Raw genomic sequence first — 22,406 nt, 5'->3', positions numbered from 1 at the left:
TACGGCGTCGCCACCCGCTCCCCGCGGCCCGCGCGTATCGTAGGGTGATCGGTTCACGGACGATGAGGAGCGGTGTGGACGAACTGGGTCAGCGAGTTCTCGTGGTCGCATTCGACGGATGGAACGACGCGGGCGAAGCCGCGTCGGCAGCGATCGCGCACATCCGCGAGTCGAGCGCCTACCGCGAGGTGTTCGCGGTCGACCCCGAGCTCTACTTCGACTACCAGTACACGCGGCCCCAGGTGCGGCTGGATGCCGACGGCTCCCGCAGCCTCGTCTGGCCCGACGCGACCCTCTGGCGTCCGCTCCCCGACGGCGAAGACGGCGACCACTCGGACGGCGCTCGGCTTTGGCTTCTGAGCGGCTACGAGCCTGCGCGCGCCTGGCAGGGGTTCGTCGCCGAGCTCATCGATGCGGCGCTGCGCGAGGACATCACGGGCATCATCGCCCTCGGTTCGATGATGTCGGATGTCCCGCACACGCGGCCGATTTCGGTGTTCGCCGGGAGCGAGAACGAGGCGCTGCGCAGCGCGCTCGGGCTCGAGAAGCCGACGTACGAAGGACCCGCCGGCATCCTCACCGTGCTCTCGACCGCCGCCGAGGCAGCCGGCATCCCGTGTGCCGCTCTGTGGGCGAGCGTGCCACACTACGTCGCCGGCCACACGCCCTCCCCCAAGGCGACGCTCGCCCTTCTCGACCGCCTCGGCGAGCTCACGGGCGCGGTCATCCCACGCGGCGAGCTCCCCGCACAGTCCCTCGCGTGGGAGGCGTCGATCGACGCCGCGGCATCGGATGACGAGGAGATGACCGAGTACATCCACCAGCTCGAACAGACGCGCGACACGTGGGATTCGCCGGAGGCCTCCGGCGACGCGATCGCGCAGGAGTTCGAGCGCTATCTCCGCCGCGGCGGCGACGGGCCCGGCAAGGGACCCGGCGCGCCGGGCCGCGATTCCGATGGGCCCCGGCGTCAGTAGGCCTGGAGTACGCCCAGGCTCAGCAGGATGATCAGGACGATGCCGAGCACCACGCGGTAGATCACGAACGGCAGGAAGCTGCCGCGCTTGAGGTACTGCATGAGGAAGGCGATGACGGCGAGGCCGACGACGAACGCGATGACGGTCGCGACGGCGGTCTCGGCGCCGCTGAACACGGACGATCCGGGTTCCTTGATCGAGTGGTACAGCTCGTACACGCCGCTGCCGAACACCGCCGGCACGGCGAGCAGGAACGCGACCTCGGCGGCGACCGGGCGCGTGTACCCGAGGGCGAGCCCCATTGTCGTCGTCGCGCCCGAGCGGGAGACGCCGGGGATGAGCGCGAGTGACTGCGCGAGCCCGAGCGCGAGGCCGTGCGGGTAGGTCAGGTCCTGCTCGTTGCGGGTGCGACGCCCGAGCGCATCGGCGGCACCGAGGATGAGACCGAAGACGATCAGGACGATCGCGACGAGCCAGAGGTTTCGGAAAGTGTCGCGGATGACGTCCTGGAAGAGGAATCCGAGGATGCCGATCGGGATCGTGCCGATGATGACGATCCAGCCCATGCGCGCGTCCGGATCATTGCGGGGCACGCGACCGGTGAGGGACCCGAACCAGCGCCCGATGATGCGGACGATCTTCTTCCAGAAGTAGACGAGCACCGCGAGCTCCGTGCCGAGTTGGGTGATCGCGGTGAAGGTTGCGCCCGGATCGACGGCGGAAGGCAGGAACTCGCCGATGATGCGCAGGTGCGCGCTCGAGGAGATCGGCAGGAACTCGGTGAGCCCCTGCACGATTCCGAGGATGATCGCGTCGAACAGCATGGATGCCTCTCCGGATGGGCGGGTCGGTGTCGGGAACCGGGACGTCAGTACGAGCGGAGGAGATCGACCAGCACGCGCTGGCCGAACACCAGCGCGTCGATCGGGACGCGCTCATCCACTCCATGGAACATACCCGTGAAGTCGAGGTCGCGCGGAAGGCGCAGCGGGGCGAAGCCATAGCCGGCGATGCCGAGCTCCGCGAGAGCCTTGTTGTCCGTGCCGCCACCCATGAGATACGGAACGACCGGGATGCCGGGGTCGTGGCGTCCGAGCGCGTCCACCATCGCCTCCACGAGATCCCCCGCGAACGGCACCTCGAGCCCGATGTCGCGGTGCACGACCTCGATCACGATGTCGTCGCCGACGATGCGCTGGATCTCGGCGAGGACGGCGTCTTCCTGCCCCGGCAGGGTTCGGACGTCGACCGCGGCGGTCGCTACATCCGGGATCACATTGTGCTTGTACCCCGCGGTGAGTCCGGTCGGGTTGGCGGTCGTGCGGAACGTGGAGCGGAGGAATCCCGCCGCCGGCCCCGTGGCGTCCGCGACGGCGTCGGGATCCGTGGTGTCGACATCCGGCGCGTCTCCGTTGCCGTCGCCGCCGCAGAGCGCTGCGAGGCCCGCGACGGTCTGGCGCGTCGTGTCGGTGAGTTCGATCGGCCAAGCCGTGCGGCCGAGGCTTGCGACCGCGTCAGCGAGACGCGTCACGGCGTTGTCGGGGTGGAACCGGCTGCCATGACCGGCGGTGCCGCGTGCACGCAGACGCATCCAGATGAGCGCCTTCTCCCCCACCTGCAGCAGATAGGCGCGCCCCTCTCCCACGCCGATCGAGTAGCCACCCACCTCGCTGATGGCCTCGGTCGCTCCGGCGAACCACTCCGGCCGATCGCGCACGACGAGCTGCGAGCCCTCCACGCCGCCGTTCTCCTCGTCCGCGAAGAACACGACGACGAGGTCTCGCGCCGGCAGCTCCCCTGCGCGGAGGAGCTCTGCGACTGAGGCGAGGATCATGGCATCCATGTCCTTCATGTCGACAGCGCCGCGACCCCAGAGCATGCCGTCCTTGACGACGCCGGCGAAGGGGTCGACGCTCCAGTCCGCGGCGACCGCGGGAACGACGTCGAGGTGGCCATGCAGGACGAGAGCGGGCTTCTCACGATCGCGGCCCGCGATCCGCGCGACGACGTTGGTGCGCCGCGGGATGGGCTCGTAGTACTCGACCTCGAGACCGAGTGTCTCGAGATAGGCGCCGACGTACTCCGCCGCCTCACGTTCGCCGTGCGCGCGCCCTTCGCCGTAGTTCGTCGTGTCGAAGCGGATGAGGTCGCGTGCGAGACGTGCCACTTCGGGGAGGTCGTCGGTCATGACGATCACGCTACCCCGCCCGCCTGGACGCCGGTGCGTTCGTCCCGGACATGCGAAGACCCCCGATCCGGAAAGAAAATCCTGATCGGGGGTCTTTTCACTGCTGTGCGCGAGGGGGGACTTGAACCCCCACGCCCTATACGGGCACTAGCACCTCAAGCTAGCGCGTCTACCTATTCCGCCACCCGCGCGAGGTGGTTTCGGTGCTTTCGCAACCGAGGATCGACATTACCACGTCCCGCGGCGAACCTGGAATCCGGCCGCGCACCCGGGCGCGTCACCCGGCCGAGACGCCGAAGAGGAGCCCCAGGAGGTACGTCACGGCGGCAGCGCCGAAGCCGATTGCGAGTTGACGCAGACCGCGGCGGAGCGGCGGGGCTCCCGAGAGGAGACCCACCATCGCGCCCGTCGCTACGAGGGCGACGCCCACGAGGGCGAGGGCGACGGCGACGGCGGCGAACCCGCTGAGGCCGAAGAGCCAGGGCAGCACGGGGATGATGGCACCCGAGGCGAAGAAGGCGAAACTGGATGCCGCCGCACCGAGCGCGCTCCCCACGACCTCGTGATCGCCGCCGATGCCGATCGGCCCCGTCGCGGGTGGCGCTTCGGGCGTGCGCGCCGCCTCGAGGACACGCCGTGCGCGCGCTTCGGCCTCCGCCTCCGGCATGCCGCGCGTGCGGAAGACGAGAGCGAGCTCGTTCGCGTCGAGGTCGAGGTGCGGGAACGACGCATCGGCGTAGTCGCTCGGCTCGGTGGCATCCAGGAGCTCGCGCTGCGAACGCACCGAGACGTACTCCCCCGCGCCCATCGACAGGGCACCGGCGAGGAGGCCCGCGATGCCGCTGAACAGCACGAACTGCGGCGCGACGCCGGTCGCTCCGATGCCCAGCACGAGAGCGAGATTGGAGACGAGGCCGTCGTTCGCGCCGAAGACGGCGGCGCGGAAAGTGCCGGAGAGGCGTCTGCGCCCCCGCGCGGCGAGGCCGCGGACGACTTCGCGATGCACCCTCTCGTCGGCGGCCATCTGGGCCGTGGCGTAGGGTTCGGTGTCGTACGGAGAGCGATCCTCGGCGTTCTGGGCGAGCGCGAGCACGAAGATCGACCCGAAGCGGCGGGCCATCCAGCCGAGGCTCCGCGAGGACAGGCTCGGCGCGGGCAAGCGCGCCGGCTCTTCACCGAGCAGATCGAGCCAGTGCTGCTCGTGGCGGCCCTCGGCGTCGGCGAGGGCGAGAAGGATCTCGCGCTCCTCACCGTCGCGGCGGCGTGCGAGATCGCGGTAGACCTGGGCTTCGGCACGTTCATCGGAAAGGTAGCGGGCCCAGCGTCGCCGGTCGGCGTTCGTCGGGGTGGGGGGCGCTGCGGTCACCCGTCCACGGTAACGAGCCGGCGCGCGGCGGTCGGCCTTCAGCGCGACATTGCCAGCATTTCGGGACTCCGAACCGCGCGCGTCAGCGGACCGTATCACGGAAGCCGCGTTCGCCCCGCCGCATCACGAGTGTGTGCGCCAGGACGAAGACGGGCCGAAGGAGGGGTCCCGTGATCCGCATCCATGGCCTGTGGGTCTCGACCTCCCATGTCCACGTGAGCGCGGATCCCGGGCCGTCTTCCGTGACGTCGAGCGACCCGCGCCCCACGAGGTCACCGGTGCTCTCGGCGACGAGTCGCCGCGGCGCCTCCACCTCCACGATCGTCAAGTCGATACCGAGTCGGTATCGGAACACGCTCCGGACGTCCAGCGCGACGTGCGCGCCCGGTCGCGGGCGGTCCGGCGCCTGCACGACGGAGACGAACGGCCACCAGGTGAGCGGCCCCGGCACGAGCGATCGCTCGAGGGCCTCCCACACGGCCCCGCGCGACGCCGGGACCCGCCACAGCGACACGAAACGGTAGTCGTTCCGCATGGGGCGAGTGTACGCGCGCTCACACCGGCAGTGCCGTGTTCAGGCGGACATGCTCAGGAGTGAACGCGGCGGCGAAGCACCTCGATGCGGGACTGCAGCTGGGCGACCGTCGCTCGCGCGACCTCCGGGCCGCCGCAGATGCGGCGGAGTTCGGCATGGACCTGACCGTGGGCCTCCCCGCTCTGGCGAGCGTAGAGGCCGACGAGACTGTTGAGCAGCTGGCGCTGCTCACGCAGCGTGCGGTGGAGAGCCGGCGGCAGTCCCGCGTCGACGGCAGACCCCTCGGCCGCCGTTGCGCCTTCGGCTGGGGACGTCCCGGCACCTTCGCGCGCTTCTCGGACGCGCCGATGGCGACTCTGCCGCGCTTGCCGCTGCATCAGCAGTTCATGCACATGCTCGGGCTCGAGGAGGCCGGGCAGACCCAGGAACTCCTCCTCCTCCGGAGTTCCGGGCACCGCGAGCTGACCGAACTCGCGCCCGTCGAACAGCACACGGTCGAAATGCGCGACGGATCCGAGCGCTTGATAGCTGAACTCCTGCTCGAGCTCGTCGGAGGCCTTGTCCTCGCGCTCCGCGTCGGCCAGGAGCGTGTCCTCCAGCCCGTCGTCGTCTCCCGATTCGCGGTCGAGCGCGTGATCGCGTTCGCGCTCCATCTCGCCGGCCAGGCCCAAGAGGACAGGCACATTCGGCAGGAAGACCGAAGCGGACTCGCCGCGGCGGCGCGCTCGCACGAAGCGGCCGATGGCCTGCGCGAAGAAGAGCGGTGTCGATGCGCTCGTCGCGTACACGCCGACGGCGAGGCGAGGCACGTCCACGCCCTCCGAGACCATGCGCACGGCGACCATCCAGCGTGTCGTGGCATTCGCGAACTGCTCGATCCGCCCCGACGCCGCCTTATCGTCGGAGAGGACGACCGTCGGCGCCTCGCCCGTGATCCGATGCAGGATCGCGGCGTACGCACGTGCCGCGGTCTGATCCGTCGCGATGACGAGGCCACCGGCATCCGGAACGTCCTGACGCACCTCGGTGAGGCGGCGGTCGGCGCTCGAGAGCACCGCCGGTATCCAGTCACCCTCGGGGTCGAGCGCTGTACGCCACGCCTGCGCCGTGACATCTTTCGTGTTGTCCTGCCCGAGATGCGCTTCGAGCTCGTCGCCCGTCTTCGTGCGCCAGCGCATCTTGCCGGCATAGACGAGGAAAAGGACCGGACGCACGACACCGTCGGCGAGGGCGCGCCCGTAGCCGTAGTTGTAGTCGGTGCGCGAGAGGCGGATGCCCTTCTCGTTCGGGTGGTACTCGACGAAGGGAATGGGCGCCGTGTCGCTGCGGAAGGGCGTGCCCGACAGCAGCAGACGCCGCGTCGCACGCCCGAACGCCTCTCGGAGCGCCTCGCCCCAACTGAGCGCATCGCCGCCGTGGTGCACCTCGTCGAGGACGACCAGTGTGCGCTTCTCATCGGTGAGGAATCGATGGACGGATGCCTTGACCGCCACCTGCGCGTAGGTCACCGCGACCCCGTGGAACTGCCGCGCGTGCGTGCGCTGACGGTTGCTGAAGCGCGGGTCGAGCCGGATGCCGACGCGGGCCGCGGCATCCGCCCACTGCGTCTTCAGATGCTCCGTGGGGGCGACGACGATGATGCGCTCGACGACGCCGCGGCGCAGCAGTTCGGACGCGAGACGCAGGGCGAATGTCGTCTTGCCGGCGCCGGGCGTCGCCGCGGCGAGGAAATCGCGCGGCCCTCGGCCGGCGCCCTCCGGGCCGTCGGCGCCGAAGTAGGTCTCGAGGGCTTCGGCCTGCCAGGCGCGGAGGTTCTGCGCCGTTCCCCACGGGGCGCGCTGCGGGAATGCGGGCGACAGGTGCTCGGCCGCGAAGCTGCCGAAGTGCTCCTCCGTCGCCGCCCGTTCATCCTCCGTCACGAGTGACCACCCTAAACGACCCCGCCGACGGGACGAGGCCGGTAGCCTCGGTGGGGACCACGAGTCAGGAGAGCCATGCGCAAGAACGAGACGAGCCCCGACGAGCACCGCTCGCCGTATGTGCCGAACGAGAGCGCGCACCCGTGGCGGCGCATGGTGTCGATCGGCGACTCGTTCACGGAGGGCATCGGCGACCCGATCCCCGGCAGCGACGACCACCGCGGCTGGGCGGACCGCGTCGCGGAGGTCCTCGGGGCGCAGGTCGACGATTTCGCGTACGCGAACCTCGCCGTCCGCGGCAAGCTCATCGGTCAGATCGTCGCCGACCAGATCGAGCCGGCCCTCGCGCTCGCGCCCGACCTCGTGACCTTCTCCGCGGGCGGGAATGACGTGATCCGCCCCGGTGGCGATCCGGATGCCGTGGCAGTGCAGTTCGAGGACGCCGTCGCCCGGCTGAGCTCGCAGGGCGCGACCGTCGTGGTGTTCACGGGGATCGACACCGAGTTCACGCCGGTGTTCCGGGGCATACGCGGCCGCGTCGCGATCTACAACGAGAACATCCGCGCCATCGCGGACCGGTACGACTGCATCGTGGCTGATCAGTGGGCGCTCAAAGAGGTGCAGGACGCGCGGTTCTTCGATGACGATCGGCTGCACTTCAACGCCCTCGGCCACCACGAGATCGCGCGGATGGTGCTGCGCGCGCTCAATGTTCCGAATGATCTGCAGCCGATGCAGCCCGACCCGCTGCCGACGCTCACGTGGCGCGAGGCGCGCACGAATGATCTCGTCTGGGCGCGGACGCATTTCGTGCCGTGGGTGCTGCGGCGCCTGCGCCATCAGTCGTCGGGCGACCATGTCACGGCCAAGCGCCCGGACGCTCTGCCCGTCGTCACCGAGGCCCCCGCCCGGGATCGCGGCGCCGAGCCCGGTCAGCCGGCCTGAACGCGCCTTTATCCGGCCGATTCAGCTCGTCAGCGCAGGGCCCACAGCGCCACCGCCGCTGCGGAGGCGACGTTGAGCGAGTCCACTCCCCCGGCCATCGGGATCGTGACGACGGTGTCGGCGGCGGCGATCGCCCGCGTCGACAGCCCGTCCCCTTCCGTGCCGAGGACCAGCGCGACACGCTCCGGGCGCGCTGCGGCGAACTCGTCGAGGGGAACAGCCCCGTCGGCGAGTGCGAGAGCCGCCAGATGGATGCCGGCATCCCGGAACACGTCGCGCCCTGCAGCCCACGGTCCGCCGCGCCCCTCCGGCAGGCGCGTCCACGGCACCTGGAAGACGGTGCCCATGCTCACCCGCACGCTCCGGCGGTACAGCGGGTCGGCGCAGCGCGGAGTCACGACCACCGCATCGGCCCCGAGCCCCGCCGCCGCGCGGAACGCGGCGCCGACGTTGGTGTGATCGACGATGTCCTCGAGGACGAGCACGAGGCGGGCGCCCGCGATCACGTCGGCGACGGCGCGCAGCGCGGGGCGATGCATCGCCGCCAGCGCACCGCGGTGGATCGCGTAGCCGGTGAGCTCCTCCGCGACCGTGTCGGACACGACGAAGACGGGAGCGTCGGGCGCGAGCGCCTCGGCATCCGCGAGCCATTTCTCCTGCACGAGGAGCGAACGCGGGTGGTGGCCGGCGGCGATCGCGCGCCCGATGACCTTCGCGGACTCCGCGATGTAGAGACCTTGCGCCGGTTCGGTGACCCGACGCAGGGCCACATCGGTGAGGTCGCGGTAGTCGGACAACCGCGGATCGGCCGGGTCGTCGATGCGGATCGCGGGCATGTCTCCATGCTGACACGCCGCGGCGCCGCCACGGCGCCGCGGGCGCCGCGTAACCTGCCGGAAAAGCGCGAGGCGTACGCTCGATGACGGAGGCACTCATGACGACCGTGCTGGACTTCGATACGCCGACCGCGGCGGCGGTGGGTCGCGCCGTCGACGCTCTCGCGGGACGGCGCATCGCGGTTCTGACCGGCGCCGGGGTGTCGACCGACTCGGGCATCCCCGACTACCGCGGCAAGGGCGCGCCGGTGCGCACTCCGATGACCGTGCAGCAGTTCCTCTCCAGCGAGGCGGCACGGCGGCGGTACTGGGTCGGCAGTCACTTGGGATGGCGGGCGTTCGCGGCATCCCACCCCAACGGCGGGCACGAAGCGCTCGCGGCACTCGAGCGCGCCGGCGTCGTCACGGGTGTCATCACGCAGAATGTCGACGGTTTGCACGTACGGGCCGGCAGCCTGCGTGTCGTCGAGCTGCACGGCACGATGCGTCGTGTGCTCTGCACGCATTGCGGTCAGATCTTCGATCGCCGCGACCTTGCGGTGCGCGTTGAGCACGATAATCCGTGGATCACCATTCCGGATGCCGTCGAGCTGGGCCCGGACGGCGACGTGCTGCCGTCCTCCAGCGACAGCTTCGTGATCCCTGTCTGCAGCGTGTGCGATGGCATGCTCAAGCCGGATGTCGTGTTCTTCGGTGAGTACATCCCCGCCCTCAAGTTCACCGAGGCCGAGCAACTCGTCGCGGCGAGCGATGCTCTCCTCATCGCCGGTTCCTCGCTGGTCGTGAACTCCGGCATCCGTCTCCTCGAGCGCGCGCGGCGCCGCAAGCTCCCGATTGTGATCGTCAACCGCGGCGAGACGCGCGGCGACAATCGGGCGACGGTGAAGGTCGACGCAGGCACGACGGAAGTGCTGCGGGCGCTGGCCCGCGCGCTTCCCGCCGCGGAGTGAACGGCGCCGAAACCCCCACCTTCGGCGGCAACCTCTCAGTCAGAGGACCGTAGGCTCGAGAGCGTGACGACACTTCTTCTCGTACGCCACGGCGAGACCGACTGGAACGCCGCCCGCCGCATCCAGGGGTCGACCGACATCCCGCTCAACGACACGGGGCGCGCACAGGCGCGCGCGACGGCGACCGGCCTCGCGGAGCGGATGGCCGAGCAGTACGGGGGCGTTCGCCCGATCGTGGTGTCGAGCGACCTCTCGCGCGCGCGCGAGACGGCGCAGATCATCGCCGCGGAGCTCGGCACGGACGTGGCGCACGCCTACCCGCAGCTTCGTGAGCGCTCGTACGGCGTCGCCGAGGGGCTCACCGTCGACGAGTACCGTGCCCGGTTCGGCGAGTTCAACCGCGACAACGTTCCCGAGGCGGAGAGCGACGATGCCCTGCGCATCCGCGCGGTGGACGCCCTCCGCCGCATCGCGCGCGATGTGCGCCGCAGCCACGCTCCAGCGGACGTCCCCGTGATCGCGGTCTCGCACGGCGCGTTCATCGCCCAGCTCATCCGTCATGCGAGTGCGGGTCAGTTCCCGCTCGCCGGAGAGAGGCTCGCAAACGCGTCGACCCATGCGTTCCGTGTCGAGCGCGACCGGTTGAGCGTCCTGTCCTACATGGCCGTCCCCGTCGGCTGAACTCACGCGGCTCTGTCGCCGGTGAGGCCGAGCGCGCGGGCGAGCACGAGCAGCTGCACCTCGGTCGTCCCTTCGCCGATCTCGAGGATCTTGGAGTCGCGGAAGTGCCGCGCGACGGGATACTCGTTCATGAATCCGTTGCCGCCGAAGATCTGCGTAGCATCCCGCGCGTTGTCCATCGCCGCGTCGGATGCCGTGAGCTTCGCGATCGCCGCCTCAGGGCCGAACGGGCGCCCCTCGTCGCGCAGACGTGCGGCATGCAGCCACGCGAGACGCGCCGTGTGCACGCGCGCCTGCATGCGCGCGATCATGAACTGGATCGACTGCCGCGACCCGAGGCGCTCGCCGAACACCTGCCGGCTCTGCGCGTAGTCGAGGGCGGCGTCGAGGCATCCCTCCGCCGCCCCCGTCGCGAGCGCGGCGATGGCGACGCGCCCCTCGTCGAGAATGCTGAGGAAGTTCGCGAATCCCCGTCCGCGCTCGCCGAGGAGATTCGCCTCCGGCACACGCGCCCCCGTGAAGGTCAGCGGGTGAGTATCGGACGCGTGCCAGCCGGCCTTGTCGTAGGCGGGGCCGACCTCGAACCCCGCGGTCCCGTTCGGCACGATGATCGTCGAAATCTCCTTGCGGTCACCGCGGTGCCCCGTGACGGCCGTCACCGTGACGAACTGCGTGATCGCCGTGCCGGAGTTGGTGATGAACTGCTTCGCGCCGTCGATCACCCACTCGGCGCCCTCCAGGCGCGCCGTCGTGCGCGTGCTCCCGGCATCCGATCCTGCTTCGGGTTCGGTGAGGCCGAAGCCTGCGAGGGCGCGCCCAGCGAGGAGGTCCGGCAGGAACTGCGCGCGCTGCGCGTCGGTGCCGAATCGGAAGATCGGCATGGCACCGAGGCTCACTCCCGCCTCGAGGGTGATGGCGATCGACTGGTCGACACGTCCGAGGGCTTCGATCGCCAGTCCCAGAGGGACGTAATCGCCGCCCTGTCCGCCGACCTCCTCGGGGAACGGAAGACCGAACAACCCCATCTCCCCCATCGCCGCCACGACGTCCAGCGGGAGGGTCTTCGTGCGATCGGCCTCATAGGCGCGCGGCGCGACCTGCTCATCTGCGAAGGCGCGCACCATGTCGGCGAGCTCGCGTTCCTCGTCGCTCAGCCCGTAGGCCGCGACATCCAATACGCCCATGCCATCTCCTTCGATGCGCTCCGCGTCACGATCAGATCACAGCGCCCCAGCCCGCTGGCACCGCCACGGCGAATCGGGTTAGTGTGCCTTAACCGAACGACTCCAGGTTAGCGAGGATTAACTGGGATGGCAACGCAGACCCCCACAGAGCCGTCGAAGGGGCGCGATCGCGCGAAGGCCGAACGCTACGATGCCCTCCTCCAGGAGGCCGCGCGGCTCTTCGCCGCCCGCGGCTTCGACGGCGTGAGCCTGGAAGACCTCGGCGCTGCTGTCGGGATCACGGGCCCCGCGGTCTACCGGCACTTCTCCAACAAGCGGGCGCTCCTCGGAGCCGTGCTGCGCCGCGCGAGCGAGAGGCTGCTCACGGGTGGGCGTCGCGTCACCGCCGTCGGCGGCGAGCCGGAAGCCCAGCTGCGCGAGCTCATCGACTTCCACGTCGAGTTCGCACTGAACGATGCTGACGTGATCCGCGTGCACGACCGTGACCTCGCGCGGCTCAGCGACGATGACCGTCATGACGTCCGCCGCCTTCAGCGCGAGTACGTGGAACTGTGGACGGATGTGCTCGAGCGCCTTCACCCCGACCGACCCTCCGCCGATCTCCGCATCCGCGCCCACGCGGGGTTCGGTCTGATCAACTCCACGCCGTACTCGGTACGAGGACTGCGCGACGTGCCCGGCGATGACGAAGTGCACGACATCCTTGCCGACATGGCCTTCGCCGCTCTCGCTGCGCACTGACGGCGCCACGCAGCGCTCGCGCGATCAGACGAGCAGCATCACGCGCCCCGGTTCTCGCAGGACGTCGCCGACGGCGGCGAGGAAGCGCGCGCCCTGCTCGCCGTCGACGAGGCGATGATCGAAAGACAGGCTGAGCGTCATGACTTCGCGCAGCGCGATCTCACCCTCGTGCTCCCACGGACGGCGACGCACCGCACCGACGCCGAGGATTCCGGCCTCCGGCGGGTTCAGGATGGGGGTGCCGGCATCGACCCCGAACGTCCCGAAGTTCGTGATCGAGAACGTGCCCCCGCTCAAGGCGGAGGGAGCCGCGCGCCCCGCGCGCGCCGTCTGGGTCAGCTCGCGGATCGCGTCGGCGAGCGCGGCGAGCCCGAGCGTGTGCGCGTCGGGGATGTGCGGCACGATGAGTCCGCGCTCGGTCGCTGCGGCGATGCCGAGGTTGACGTAGTGGTACTGCACGATTTCGCCCGCCTCGTCGTCCCAGCGTGAGTTGAGCGACGGCTCCGCACGCAGCGCCAGGCACACCGCCTTGGCGACGACTGCGAGGATGCCGATGCGGTGATCCGCGAGCCGCGCGTCGGCGCGCAGGTTCGCGACGAGTCGCGCGGTCTCCGTGACGTCCACCTCGAGGAAGCATGTGACGTGCGGAGCCGTGAAGGCGCTGCGCACCATCGCTGACGCTGTCGCCTTGCGTACGCCGCGAATCGGCAGGCGCGTCTCGCGCTCGGCGACGGCCGGCTCCGTGTCGGTGGGCACGGTCGCGGACGCCGGGGTGCTCGCGCCTGCCTGATCCGGCCGCTGCGCGGCGAAGCGCTCGACGTCCTCGCGGCGAATGACGCCTTCGACGCCGGACGCCTCCACGAGAGCGAGGTCGACCCCTAGCTGCTTCGCGAGCTGACGCACGGGTGGCGTCGAGCGCGGGCGTTCGTGCCGCACATCGATCGGGGGCGCCTCGGCGACGACGTCGTGGGGAGCAGCCTCGAGGACGGACGTGTCGGATGCCGTGGCGGTGCGCCCCGCGCGGGCGCGGCGCTGGGGGCGTTGCGACGTCCGGGGAGCGGCGCCGTAGCCGACGAGGTTCGGGACGGCGCGCTCCGGTCCCTCCTCCGCGGTGTCCGCGGGAGGGGCTGCTGCGGCGGCGGGGGCTGCGGAAGCCGGCTCATCCGCTGTACCGGTCGACGCCACGGTGGGCTTGTCGCTGCCGGCTCCGGGCACCTCGATCGCGATCAGAGGACTCCCCACCTCGACGACGGCGCCGGTCTCGGCGTGGAGCTGACGGACCGTGCCGGCGAACGGTGAGGGTAGTTCGACGATCGCTTTCGCGGTCTCGACTTCGGCGATCGGCTGATTGAGCGTGACGGTATCGCCTTCTGCGACGAGCCACTGAACGATCTCCGCTTCGGGTAGTCCCTCGCCGAGGTCGGGAAGGCGGAACTCCGAGATCACAGGGTCACCCCCGACAGGCTGTTCGGCCGATCCAGCACACGGTCGACCGCGTCGAGAATGCGATCGAGGTCCGGCACGTGATGCCGCTCGAGCTTCGCCGGGGGGTACGGGATGTCGTGCCCCGTGACCCGAGCGGGGGCCGCTTCGAGGTAATGGAAGCACTGCTCGGTGACACTCGCGATCAGCTCGGCCCCGACGCCCGCCTCACCCGCCGCCTCGTGCGTGACGACGACGCGTCCGGTCTTTCGCACCGAAGCGGTGACGGTCCGATAGTCGACGGGTGAGAGGGAGCGCAGATCGATGACCTCGATAGAGATCCCCTCGTCGTCGGCGGCGGCTGCGGCATCCAGTGCCGTCACCGTCTGCGCACCGTACGTCAGGAGCGTCACATCCGTGCCTTCGCGTGCGACACGCGCGAGTCCCATCGGGGGCGCGTCGGCGATATCAGCGTCCGTGTCGACCTCTCCCTTGGTGTGATAGAGCCGCTTCGGCTCGAAGAAGACGACGGGATCGTCGCAGGCGATCGCCTGCTGCAGCATCGTGTACGCGTCCTGCGGGTTCGACACCGCGACCACGCGCAGGCCGGCGGTGTGCACGAAATAGGCTTCGGGCGACTCGGAATGGTGCTCGGCTGCGCCGACACCGCCGGCCCACGGAATCCGGATCGTGATCGGCATGTTGATGCGCCCACGGGTGCGGTAGTGCAGCTTCGCCACCTGGCAGACGATCTGATCGAAGGCGGGGTAGACGAATCCGTCGAACTGGATCTCCACGACGGGGCGGAACCCGCGATAGGCGAGCCCGATCGCCGTGCCGACGATGCCGGACTCCGCGAGCGGAGTGTCGATGACGCGCTGCGGCCCGAACTCGTCGAGCAGTCCGTCGGTGATGCGGAACACTCCGCCGAGCTTGCCGATGTCCTCCCCCATGACGAGCACGCGGTCGTCGCGCGCCATCGCGTTGCGCAGGCCCGCGCCGATCGCCTTCCCCATGGTCAGCTGGGCCATCTCAGGCCTCCTCGTCCGCGAAGCCGTCGAGGTACGCGGCGAAGCGCTCGCGCTGGCGCGTGAGGCCCGAGTGCGGTTCGGCGTAGACATCGTCGAGCACCTCGATCGCGGGCCGGGTCTTCGCGGTGAGGACAGCGTCGCGCATCTCGGCTGCGAAGGCGTCGGCGGCCGCGGCGACCTCGGCGTCGAACGCGTCGTCGAACGCTCCGATGCGGCGCAGGTGCGCCTCGAGTCGCAGCAGCGGATCACGGGCACGCCAGCGCTCCACCTCTTCCTTGTCGCGGTAGCGCGTGGGGTCGTCGGACGTCGTGTGGGGGCCCATCCGGTACGTCACGGCCTCGATGAAGACGGGACCGCCGCCGCGGCGCGCGTGATCGAGCGCCCATCGCATCGCGGCCGTGCACGCGACGACGTCGTTGCCGTCGACGCGCAGGCTCGGGATGCCGAAACCCGGCGCGCGCCCCGCGATGGGGAACCGGGACTGCACCGTGACGGGTTCGGAGATCGCCCACTGGTTGTTGGAGCAGACGAAGACGACGGGCGCCTGGAAGGAGGAGGCGAACACCATCGCCTCGTTGACGTCGCCCTGGCTCGTCGCGCCATCGCCGAAGTAGGCGACGGCGACCTGGTCGCCGCCGTCGCGTTGGACACCCATCCCGTACCCGACTGCGTGCAGCGAGTGCGCACCGATGATGATCTGCTGCGGGGCGAGGTGGAGCTCGCGCGGGTCGTAGGTCGAGTGCACCTCGCCGCGCCACGCGAGGACGAGGTCGGCGGCCAGCGCGCCGCGACTGAGGAGCACTCCCACTTCGCGGTACGACGGGAAGAGGAAGTCGTCCGCGCGGCAGGCGCGCGCGCTCCCGATCTGGATCGCCTCCTGGCCCTGCGCGGGCGCCCAGAGCCCCAGGTGCCCCTGCCGCTGCAGCGCGACGCCCTCGACGTCCGCACGCCGGGCGATCGCCATGCGGCGGTGCAGGTCGCGAAGCTCGTCGACATCGATCTCCTCCGCCCAGCGGTCGAGGCGGGCGTCGTGGACCCGTTCGCCGTCGGGCGTCAGCAGCTGGGCGAGCTTGTCGGTGTCCTGCGCGAGCGCGGGCTCTGTGATCAGGGTGTGCATCGTCGTCATCCCTTCGGGGCGCGCCCGAGGCTTCGTGGGCCCCGGCACTTCCGGACGCCGGCACCGTCGCCGACTGGCTCGAGAGTACGTCCGACTCGCACCTCGCTCAAGCATTCGAAGAGGGGCTGAGCATGTTGCACGGTCCGGTAGTAAGGACGCTGCTAGGATTCAGCACTATGGGTTCTCTCGATCGCGTCGACCTCGAGCTGCTGAGCGCGCTCGCCGATGATCACCGCGCCACCGTCGTCGCCCTCGCCGACCGCCTCGGACTGTCGCGCAACACTGTGCAGGCGCGCATGCTGCGGCTGGAGCGATCCGGCGTCTTCCACTCCTACGAGCGCGCCATGTCGACCCAGGCGCTGGGGCTCCCGATCGAAGCCATGGTGAGCGTCATGGTGCGCCAGGCCGACCTCCCGCGCATCACGACCGCGATCGCCGAGATCCCCGAGGTCGTCCAAGCGCACGGGATGAGCGGTCAGGTGGATCTGCTCGTCCGCGTCGTCGCCCGCGACACCCAGCATCTCTTCGACGTGGATGCGCGGATCCTCGCGATCGAAGGCGTCGAGCGCACGGAGACCTCCCTCGTGATGGGCGAGGTCATCGGCTATCGCGTGCGGCCGCTTCTCGAGGCATCGAGCCGGGAGCCGGGGCTGCGGGAATCGGCTCGACGGGAATCGTAGCCGCGCGATCGAGTTCGGCGTCCGCGCCGTCGCCGGCATCCATTCGCACCAGCACGACGCCCACGAGGAGCACGGCGCCGCCGACGAACTGGATCGGCCCGGGCCTCTCGCCGAGGAGCAGCCACGCGAACCCGAGGGCGAAGAGGACCTCGCTCAAGCCGATGAAGGAGGCGAGGCGAGATCCGACGCGCGGAACGGCCATGACGCCGAGCGCGTAGCCGAGGGTCGTCCCCACCGCGCCCACCCAGAGGATCGGAAGGATGCCGGGGACCTCGACGCCGCGGAACGCGACCGTCACAGCGGGGGCAGCAATCGGCAGCGCGCCCGTCGCCGCGAGCAGGGCCATGAACGCGGCGCCGAGGAGCAGACCCCCGGATGCGAGGGCGAGGGGAGGCAGATCGTCGCCGGTGCGTTCGCTCATCACGAAGTACACGCAGACCGTGACCGCAGCACCGAGCGCGAGGAGCGTGCCGACGAGGTCGAAACGCGCTCCGGAGATGTCGACGACGAGAACGAGACCCACGATCGCGATGATCGACCCGAGGATGACGAGCCGCGACGGCGCGCGCCTCGTACGCAGCCAGACGAATCCGACGAGGAGGACGGGGGCAAGGTACTGGATGAGCAACGCGACCGCGACCGGCATCCGCTGCATTGCGGAGAAGAACAGCAGTTGGCATCCTGCGACGGGAACGAGCCCGAACGCGACGAGCGAGCGCCAGTGCCGGCGCAGAAACGATCGTTCCCGGCACATCGCCCGCACGAGAGCGGGTGACAGGATGAGGCCGGCGAGCCCCATGCGCACCACCAGGGCGGCGGACAGGGACCACCCGGCCTCCAGCAGCGGTTTGACGAGTGGACCGCTCGACGAGAAGGCGAGCGCCGAGGTGACGGCCATGACGATGCCGACGGTGCGCTTCCGCGCGTGTGGGCCCGCACCGACGGGGCGAGTGGCGCCACGGTGCGCCGTGGTCGGGGCGAGCGCAGCGGGTGCGATGATCTCGAGCGGAGCGGTGTGCGTCACCGGCGGTCCTGTCATGAGTGTTGGGTCTTTACACTGGTGACAGTACTGCCACGATCAGTCAGGAGTCAATGTGGTATTCATCCATGACACCGAGCAGTCGCTGCGCGCGGCCGCCGCACTCGTGAACACGCTCCCGCACGTGGGGACGGAAGCGGTCGATCAGCTCGAGACACAGGCCGATTTCGACGCGTACCTCGACGAGTACGCCTACACCGGGACGTTCCATCGCGACGACGCGGAACTCGAGGCGGTGCGGGCTAATCGCGGTCGTCTCCGTGGGCTCTGGGACGTCGATCGCGACGCGGCCGTTCCGATCGTCAACGCGATGCTGCGCGACGGGAGCGCGCTCCCCCAGCTCGTCATCCACGACGGATTCGACTGGCACATCCACGCAACCGAGTCGGATGCCCCGCTATCGGTGCGCATGCTCGTCGAAGCGGCGATGGCATTCGTCGACGTCATCCGCGCCGACCAATGGGACCGGGTGCGCATCTGCGAGGCGGATGACTGCGACGCCGTCTACGTCGACTTCTCGAAGAACGGGTCGAAGCGCTACTGCGACACCGGCAACTGCGGCAATCGCATGAACGTCATCGCGTATCGCCGGCGGAAGGCCGAAGAAAGCGCCTGATCGCCGCCGCCGCCTGCTGCGGCGTCTCGTAATGGATGAGGTGGCCGACGTCAGGGATCTCGACGAGCTCAGCTCGCGGGAAGAGCGTCTGGAGGTGCCGTTCCGCCTCGATCGGCGTGATGTCATCCTTCTCTGCGGCGATGAGCAGCGTCGGTTGGGCGATGCCGGGCGCGAAGCGACGCACGTCGTTGGAGACAGAGGCGACGAAGCCCTCGTGCAGCACGTCGCGATCACCGAACAGCGAGAAATACGCGTCGTGCTGATCGTGGATGAAAGCGCGTAGCCGCGGATCGCGGGTCTTCGCCATCGAGACGCTCATGACGCGGACGATGAGGCGATTGCGCAAGAGCGCGTCGCCGAGGGGGCGCGGCAGTTTGGCGCCTGCCCAGTAGTAGAAGACCGCAAGGCGAGTGAGGATGCCGCGCGGTCCCTCGAGCGCCGGTGCACCGATCGGGTTCACAAGGATCACTCGCGGTGCGTCGAGGCCCCCCGCGACGGCGGCGGCGACGACGATCGAGCCGAACGAGTGCCCGAGGACGGGGGCCCCGGGCGCGACGGCCGCGGCGAACTCGGCGAGCCAGTCCGCATACGCCTCGATGTCGTGGGCGACGCCGCCGAGCGGCGGCGTCTCACCGAAGCCCGGGAGGTCGGGAGAGATGACGCGGACGCCCTCGAGGAACGCGATGACGGGCTCGAGGCCGTGATGATCGCCGCGGTAGCCGTGCACGACGAGAAGCGTCTCGGTCGACGCGTCCGCGTCGCCGTACTCCCAGTACGCCGTCGTGCCGCGGCTGAGCTCGACCGTGCGGCGGACGATCGGGATCGTGGCGAGCCGGTCGGCGTAGGGCGAGCGCACGGTCATCCTCCGAGTCTACGAGTCCCGCGAGCCTGCGCCGGGATGTCCGACGCCTCGCATACCGTCGGTGGCATGAGTCAGTGGCAGCTCCCGCTCCCCCTCTGGGGCGACGACGCCCTCGACCTCGTCCCGCGTACCGCAGATGGGACAGGCGAGGCAGGCGGAAACGCGACGACGTCCTCGCGCGGCTGGGCCGACGCCGTGGGCGTGTTCGATCTCGAGACGACCGGTATCGACGTCACCCACGATCGCATCGTGACCGCGCACGTGGGACTGCTCGATGCGTCGGGCACCGCGCTGCGCTCGCGCTCCTGGATCGCCGATCCGGGTGTGGCGATCCCGGAGGGCGCGACGGCTGTCCACGGGATCACGACCGCGCATGCGCGCGCGCACGGGCGCCCCGCAGCCGAGGTCGTCGCAGAGGTCACGGCTGAGCTGCGCGATCTTTTCGCCGGCGGCATCCCGGTCGTCGCCTACAACGCGCCGTACGACTTCTCCCTGCTGAAGTACGAGGCTCTCCGCCACGGGATCCCGCCCATCGACGCACCTGCGCCGGTCGTCGACCCGCTCGTCCTGGACAAGGCGCACGACCGGTTCCGGAAGGGCAAGCGCACCCTCGAGGTCGTGGCGGCGCACTACGAGGTCGCGCTCGTGGGCGCGCACGACGCTGCCGCCGATGCCATCGCGGCCGGTCGGGTCGCTCAGGCGCTCGCCCGACGCTTCGCGCTCACCGGGCCCGTCGAGGAGCTGCACACGCAGCAGATCGCGTGGGCGCGTGCGCAGGCCGAGAGCCTCACGGAGTACTTCGTCCGCATGGGCCGCATCGATCCCGATTCCCGCGTCGACGGAGCCTGGCCGATCCGCTGACCTGCGACGCCGCGGCGGGTCGCCGAACGACGAATGCCCCGCCGAAGCGGGGCATTCGTCGGACTCGGAGATTACTTGGAGCCGAAATTCTTGAAGCGCTGGTTGAACTTCTCGACGCGGCCGGCCGAGTCCATGATGCGCTGCTTGCCCGTGTAGAACGGGTGCGAGGCCGAGGAGATCTCGACGTCGATGACGGGATAGGTCGCACCGTCGAGCTCGATCGTCTTGTCGCTCGTGACCGTCGAACGGGTCAGGAAGGTCTCGCCGGAGCCGAGGTCGCGGAACACGACCGCCTGGTACTCGGGGTGGATGTCAGTCTTCATGGGGTTCCTTACGTGGTGCCCTGGATTTTGCCAGAGCGAGGGAAGTCTGCGGTGCCGATTGCACCAAGGATCGATTCTACCAGGGGATGCCGGGGTTCAGGAAACCGCGCTTGCGCGCGCCGCGAACCGACCGTCGGCGCTCGAGAGCGTGATCGGCAGATCGAACGTCGCAGAGAGATTCTCGGCCGTGAGGGCCTCGGCGATCGGACCCGCGGCGACGACCCCGCCCTCCCGCAGGAGCAGCACGTGGGTGAACCCGACGGGGATCTCCTCCACATGGTGGGTGACCATCACCATCGCGGGTGTCGTGGGCGCCTGTGCGTAGCCGCCGAGCAGGGCGAGGAGCTCCTCGCGTGCCCCCAGATCCAGGCTCGCGGTCGGCTCGTCGAGGAGGAGGAGCTCCGGGTCGGTCATGACCGCACGCGCGATCTGCACGCGCTTCTGCTCCCCGTCCGAGAGTGTGCCGAAGGTGCGCTCGGCGAGGTGCGCGAGCTTCCACTCGCCGAGCACGCGGTGCGCGCGCTTCTCGTCGATCGCCTCGTATTGCTCGTTCCACCGTCCCATCACCGAGAACGCCGCCGTCATGACAGCATCCAGCACGGTTTCCTCCGGCGGCATCCGGCGTGCCATCGCCGACGAGGCGAAACCGATGCGCGGACGCAACTCGAAGACGTCTGCGCGGCCGAGCGTCTCGTCGAGGATCGACACGCGACCGGAGGTGGGGTGCAGGAGCGTCGCGGCGAGTTGGAGGATCGTGGTCTTCCCCGCGCCGTTGGGCCCGAGGATCACCCAGCGTTCGTCGTCGTTCACGCTCCAGTCGACGTGATCGACGATGTTGCGGGCGTTGCGACGGACGACGACATCGGCGAATTCGAGGACCTGGGGCATGTCCCCCAGCCTATCGGGACGCTTCGGACACCTCGCGATAGAGCGCCGCCGTGGCGTCGGCGATCGCGCGCCAGCTGAACGACGATGCGGCGCGCTCCCGGCCTGCCGCGCCGTACGCTTTCGCGCGCTCGGGGTCGGAGACGACCTCGGTGAGGGTCGCGGCCAGGTCCGCGACGAACCGATCGGGGTCGGTCGGCGTGCCCGTGCCGTCCTGCACCTGGTCGATCGGTACGAGGCGGCCTGTGACGCCGTCGACGACGACCTCCGGGATCCCTCCGGTCGCGGTGCCGACGACCGCCGCGCCGCAGGCCATGGCCTCCAGGTTCACGATTCCGAGCGGCTCGTAGATGCTCGGGCAGACGAACGTCGTCGCGGAGGTGAGGATCGCGCAGAGTTCGTCGCGCTGCAGGAACTCGTCGATCCAGACGACGCCGTCACGGCTCTGCTGCAGCTCGCGCACGAGGCCTTCCACCTCGGCCATGATCTGCGGCGTGTCCGGCGCTCCGGCGCACAGCACGATCTGCACGTTCTTCGGCAGAAGCGCCGCGGCGCGCAGGAAGTACGGCAGTCCCTTCTGCCGCGTGATGCGGCCCACGAACACGACCGAGGGAGCGTTCGGGTCGATGCCGTGACGCTCGAGGAGCGCGTGGTCGGTGCGCGGCTGCCACGCCTCGACGTCGATGCCGTTGTAGATCACACGGACCTTGCCCGGGTCGAGATCGGGATAGCTCCGGAGGATGTCGCGACGCATGCCGTCGCTTACGGCGACGACGGCCGCGGCGCTCTCGTAAGCGGTCTTCTCGATGTAGCTCGACACGGCGTACCCGCCGCCGAGCTGCTCCGCCTTCCACGGGCGCAGCGGCTCGAGCGAGTGCGCCGTCACGACGTGCGGGATCCCGTGCAGGAGCGATGCCACGTGTCCGGCGAAGTTCGCGTACCACGTGTGCGAGTGCACGACGTCGGCTCCGGCGACGTCCCCCACGATCTCGAGATCGACGCCGAGGGTCTGCACCGCGGGGTTCGCGGACTGCAGCTCGACCGGGACGGAATAGGACGCCGTGTCGACCTCGTCGCGATCCGCGCCGAAGGCGTGGACGCGCACATCGATGCTCTCGCGCAGGGCGCGGACGAGCTCGGTGACATGGACTCCCGCCCCGCCGTAGATCTCGGGCGGGTACTCCTTCGTGACGATGTCGACGCGCATGTGAGGAACGGTAGTACAACCGCGGATGAGGCCATAGTGTG

At 69.9% G+C, this 22,406-nt stretch carries 23 protein-coding genes and 1 tRNA gene; 8 read left to right on the top strand and 16 right to left on the bottom strand.

Annotated features, from left to right (window positions below; genetic code table 11):
* The first annotated feature begins 74 nt into the window (after positions 1-74).
* On the top strand, positions 75-977 hold the full coding sequence (locus WFI52_RS06485; protein ID WP_336626192.1) for a proteasome assembly chaperone family protein: 903 nt from the start codon (positions 75-77) through the stop codon (positions 975-977).
* Here WFI52_RS06485 and WFI52_RS06480 read toward each other — a convergent pair.
* The 6 genes from WFI52_RS06480 to WFI52_RS06455 form a co-directional block, all read right to left on the bottom strand.
* Positions 971-1,801, bottom strand: coding sequence for an undecaprenyl-diphosphate phosphatase (locus WFI52_RS06480; protein WP_336626191.1), 831 nt, complete (start codon positions 1,799-1,801; stop codon positions 971-973). The two genes, WFI52_RS06485 and WFI52_RS06480, sit on opposite strands and share 7 nt — an antisense overlap.
* Positions 1,802-1,845: 44 nt before the next feature.
* A complete protein-coding gene (locus WFI52_RS06475; protein WP_336626190.1) occupies positions 1,846-3,165 on the bottom strand; it encodes a M20/M25/M40 family metallo-hydrolase in 1,320 nt (439 codons plus the stop codon).
* Positions 3,166-3,271: 106 nt separating this feature from the next.
* A tRNA-Leu gene (locus WFI52_RS06470) sits at positions 3,272-3,356 on the bottom strand.
* 86 nt (positions 3,357-3,442) lie between these two features.
* Positions 3,443-4,531: a VIT1/CCC1 transporter family protein gene (locus WFI52_RS06465; protein WP_336626189.1), complete on the bottom strand. Its 1,089-nt coding sequence runs from the start codon at positions 4,529-4,531 to the stop codon at positions 3,443-3,445.
* An 82-nt stretch (positions 4,532-4,613) separates the two neighbouring features.
* The gene (locus WFI52_RS06460) at positions 4,614-5,066 is read right to left on the bottom strand and encodes an SRPBCC family protein (protein ID WP_336626188.1); all 453 of its coding nucleotides are present in this window, start codon (positions 5,064-5,066) and stop codon (positions 4,614-4,616) included.
* A 53-nt stretch (positions 5,067-5,119) separates the two neighbouring features.
* Positions 5,120-6,985 (bottom strand): DEAD/DEAH box helicase, encoded by a 1,866-nt coding sequence (locus WFI52_RS06455; RefSeq protein WP_336626187.1) that lies wholly within the window; start codon positions 6,983-6,985, stop codon positions 5,120-5,122.
* A 75-nt stretch (positions 6,986-7,060) separates the two neighbouring features.
* Here WFI52_RS06455 and WFI52_RS06450 point away from each other — a divergent pair, with 75 nt between their 5' ends.
* A complete protein-coding gene (locus WFI52_RS06450; protein WP_336626186.1) occupies positions 7,061-7,930 on the top strand; it encodes an SGNH/GDSL hydrolase family protein in 870 nt (289 codons plus the stop codon).
* Positions 7,931-7,959: 29 nt separating this feature from the next.
* Here WFI52_RS06450 and WFI52_RS06445 read toward each other — a convergent pair whose 3' ends face one another.
* Positions 7,960-8,766 (bottom strand): TrmH family RNA methyltransferase, encoded by an 807-nt coding sequence (locus WFI52_RS06445; protein WP_336626185.1) that lies wholly within the window; start codon positions 8,764-8,766, stop codon positions 7,960-7,962.
* 83 nt (positions 8,767-8,849) lie between these two features.
* On the opposite strand from WFI52_RS06445, the gene WFI52_RS06440 reads away from it, so the two are divergent.
* Positions 8,850-9,716 carry a Sir2 family NAD-dependent protein deacetylase gene (locus WFI52_RS06440; RefSeq protein ID WP_336626184.1) on the top strand — a complete coding sequence of 289 codons (867 nt, stop codon included), beginning with the start codon at positions 8,850-8,852 and terminating at the stop codon, positions 9,714-9,716.
* 63 nt (positions 9,717-9,779) lie between these two features.
* Positions 9,780-10,397, top strand: coding sequence for a histidine phosphatase family protein (locus WFI52_RS06435; RefSeq protein WP_336626183.1), 618 nt, complete (start codon positions 9,780-9,782; stop codon positions 10,395-10,397).
* Between the two features lie 2 nt (positions 10,398-10,399).
* On the opposite strand, the gene WFI52_RS06430 is transcribed toward WFI52_RS06435, so the two are convergent.
* Positions 10,400-11,581, bottom strand: coding sequence for an acyl-CoA dehydrogenase family protein (locus WFI52_RS06430; protein WP_336626182.1), 1,182 nt, complete (start codon positions 11,579-11,581; stop codon positions 10,400-10,402).
* Positions 11,582-11,707: 126 nt separating this feature from the next.
* Between WFI52_RS06430 and WFI52_RS06425 the strand changes: the two genes are divergently transcribed.
* Positions 11,708-12,322 carry a TetR/AcrR family transcriptional regulator gene (locus tag WFI52_RS06425; protein ID WP_336626181.1) on the top strand — a complete coding sequence of 205 codons (615 nt, stop codon included), beginning with the start codon at positions 11,708-11,710 and terminating at the stop codon, positions 12,320-12,322.
* 24 nt (positions 12,323-12,346) lie between these two features.
* Here the strand turns inward: WFI52_RS06425 and WFI52_RS06420 are convergent, their stop codons facing one another.
* The 3 genes from WFI52_RS06420 to pdhA are packed head-to-tail and all read right to left on the bottom strand — an operon-like array spanning position 12,347 to position 15,892.
* Positions 12,347-13,768 carry a dihydrolipoamide acetyltransferase family protein gene (locus WFI52_RS06420; RefSeq protein ID WP_336626180.1) on the bottom strand — a complete coding sequence of 474 codons (1,422 nt, stop codon included), beginning with the start codon at positions 13,766-13,768 and terminating at the stop codon, positions 12,347-12,349.
* A complete protein-coding gene (locus WFI52_RS06415) occupies positions 13,765-14,775 on the bottom strand; it encodes an alpha-ketoacid dehydrogenase subunit beta (protein ID WP_336626179.1) in 1,011 nt (336 codons plus the stop codon). Before WFI52_RS06415 ends, WFI52_RS06420 begins: the two co-directional genes overlap by 4 nt.
* 1 nt (position 14,776) lies before the next feature.
* Complete coding sequence (gene pdhA / locus WFI52_RS06410; protein ID WP_336626178.1) at positions 14,777-15,892, bottom strand: pyruvate dehydrogenase (acetyl-transferring) E1 component subunit alpha; 1,116 nt, start codon at positions 15,890-15,892, stop codon at positions 14,777-14,779.
* 176 nt (positions 15,893-16,068) lie between these two features.
* Between pdhA and WFI52_RS06405 the strand changes: the two genes are divergently transcribed.
* Positions 16,069-16,572, top strand: coding sequence for an Lrp/AsnC family transcriptional regulator (locus WFI52_RS06405; RefSeq protein WP_336626177.1), 504 nt, complete (start codon positions 16,069-16,071; stop codon positions 16,570-16,572).
* On the opposite strand, the gene WFI52_RS06400 is transcribed toward WFI52_RS06405, so the two are convergent.
* On the bottom strand, positions 16,490-17,611 hold the full coding sequence (locus WFI52_RS06400; RefSeq protein WP_336626176.1) for an EamA family transporter: 1,122 nt from the start codon (positions 17,609-17,611) through the stop codon (positions 16,490-16,492). The two genes, WFI52_RS06405 and WFI52_RS06400, sit on opposite strands and share 83 nt — an antisense overlap.
* A 55-nt stretch (positions 17,612-17,666) precedes the next feature.
* Between WFI52_RS06400 and WFI52_RS06395 the strand changes: the two genes are divergently transcribed.
* A complete protein-coding gene (locus WFI52_RS06395; RefSeq protein ID WP_336626175.1) occupies positions 17,667-18,227 on the top strand; it encodes a CGNR zinc finger domain-containing protein in 561 nt (186 codons plus the stop codon).
* On the opposite strand, the gene WFI52_RS06390 is transcribed toward WFI52_RS06395, so the two are convergent.
* Positions 18,187-19,089: an alpha/beta fold hydrolase gene (locus WFI52_RS06390; protein ID WP_336626174.1), complete on the bottom strand. Its 903-nt coding sequence runs from the start codon at positions 19,087-19,089 to the stop codon at positions 18,187-18,189. The two genes, WFI52_RS06395 and WFI52_RS06390, sit on opposite strands and share 41 nt — an antisense overlap.
* Positions 19,090-19,155: 66 nt before the next feature.
* Between WFI52_RS06390 and WFI52_RS06385 the strand changes: the two genes are divergently transcribed.
* Positions 19,156-19,950: an exonuclease domain-containing protein gene (locus WFI52_RS06385; protein WP_442927711.1), complete on the top strand. Its 795-nt coding sequence runs from the start codon at positions 19,156-19,158 to the stop codon at positions 19,948-19,950.
* 71 nt (positions 19,951-20,021) lie between these two features.
* Here the strand turns inward: WFI52_RS06385 and WFI52_RS06380 are convergent, their stop codons facing one another.
* The 3 genes from WFI52_RS06380 to glgA form a co-directional block, all read right to left on the bottom strand.
* Positions 20,022-20,273 (bottom strand): type B 50S ribosomal protein L31, encoded by a 252-nt coding sequence (locus WFI52_RS06380; RefSeq protein ID WP_336626172.1) that lies wholly within the window; start codon positions 20,271-20,273, stop codon positions 20,022-20,024.
* Positions 20,274-20,369: 96 nt separating this feature from the next.
* A complete protein-coding gene (locus WFI52_RS06375; RefSeq protein ID WP_336626171.1) occupies positions 20,370-21,161 on the bottom strand; it encodes an ABC transporter ATP-binding protein in 792 nt (263 codons plus the stop codon).
* A gap of 10 nt (positions 21,162-21,171) precedes the next feature.
* The gene (glgA, locus tag WFI52_RS06370; protein WP_336626170.1) at positions 21,172-22,365 is read right to left on the bottom strand and encodes a glycogen synthase; all 1,194 of its coding nucleotides are present in this window, start codon (positions 22,363-22,365) and stop codon (positions 21,172-21,174) included.
* Between the last annotated feature and the right edge of the window lie 41 nt (positions 22,366-22,406).

Origin of the sequence: Microbacterium sp. MMO-20, from assembly GCF_037147735.1 — a bacterium.
Taxonomy (GTDB): Bacteria; Actinomycetota; Actinomycetes; order Actinomycetales; family Microbacteriaceae; genus Microbacterium.
This window is presented reverse-complemented; position numbering and strand designations above follow the sequence as displayed.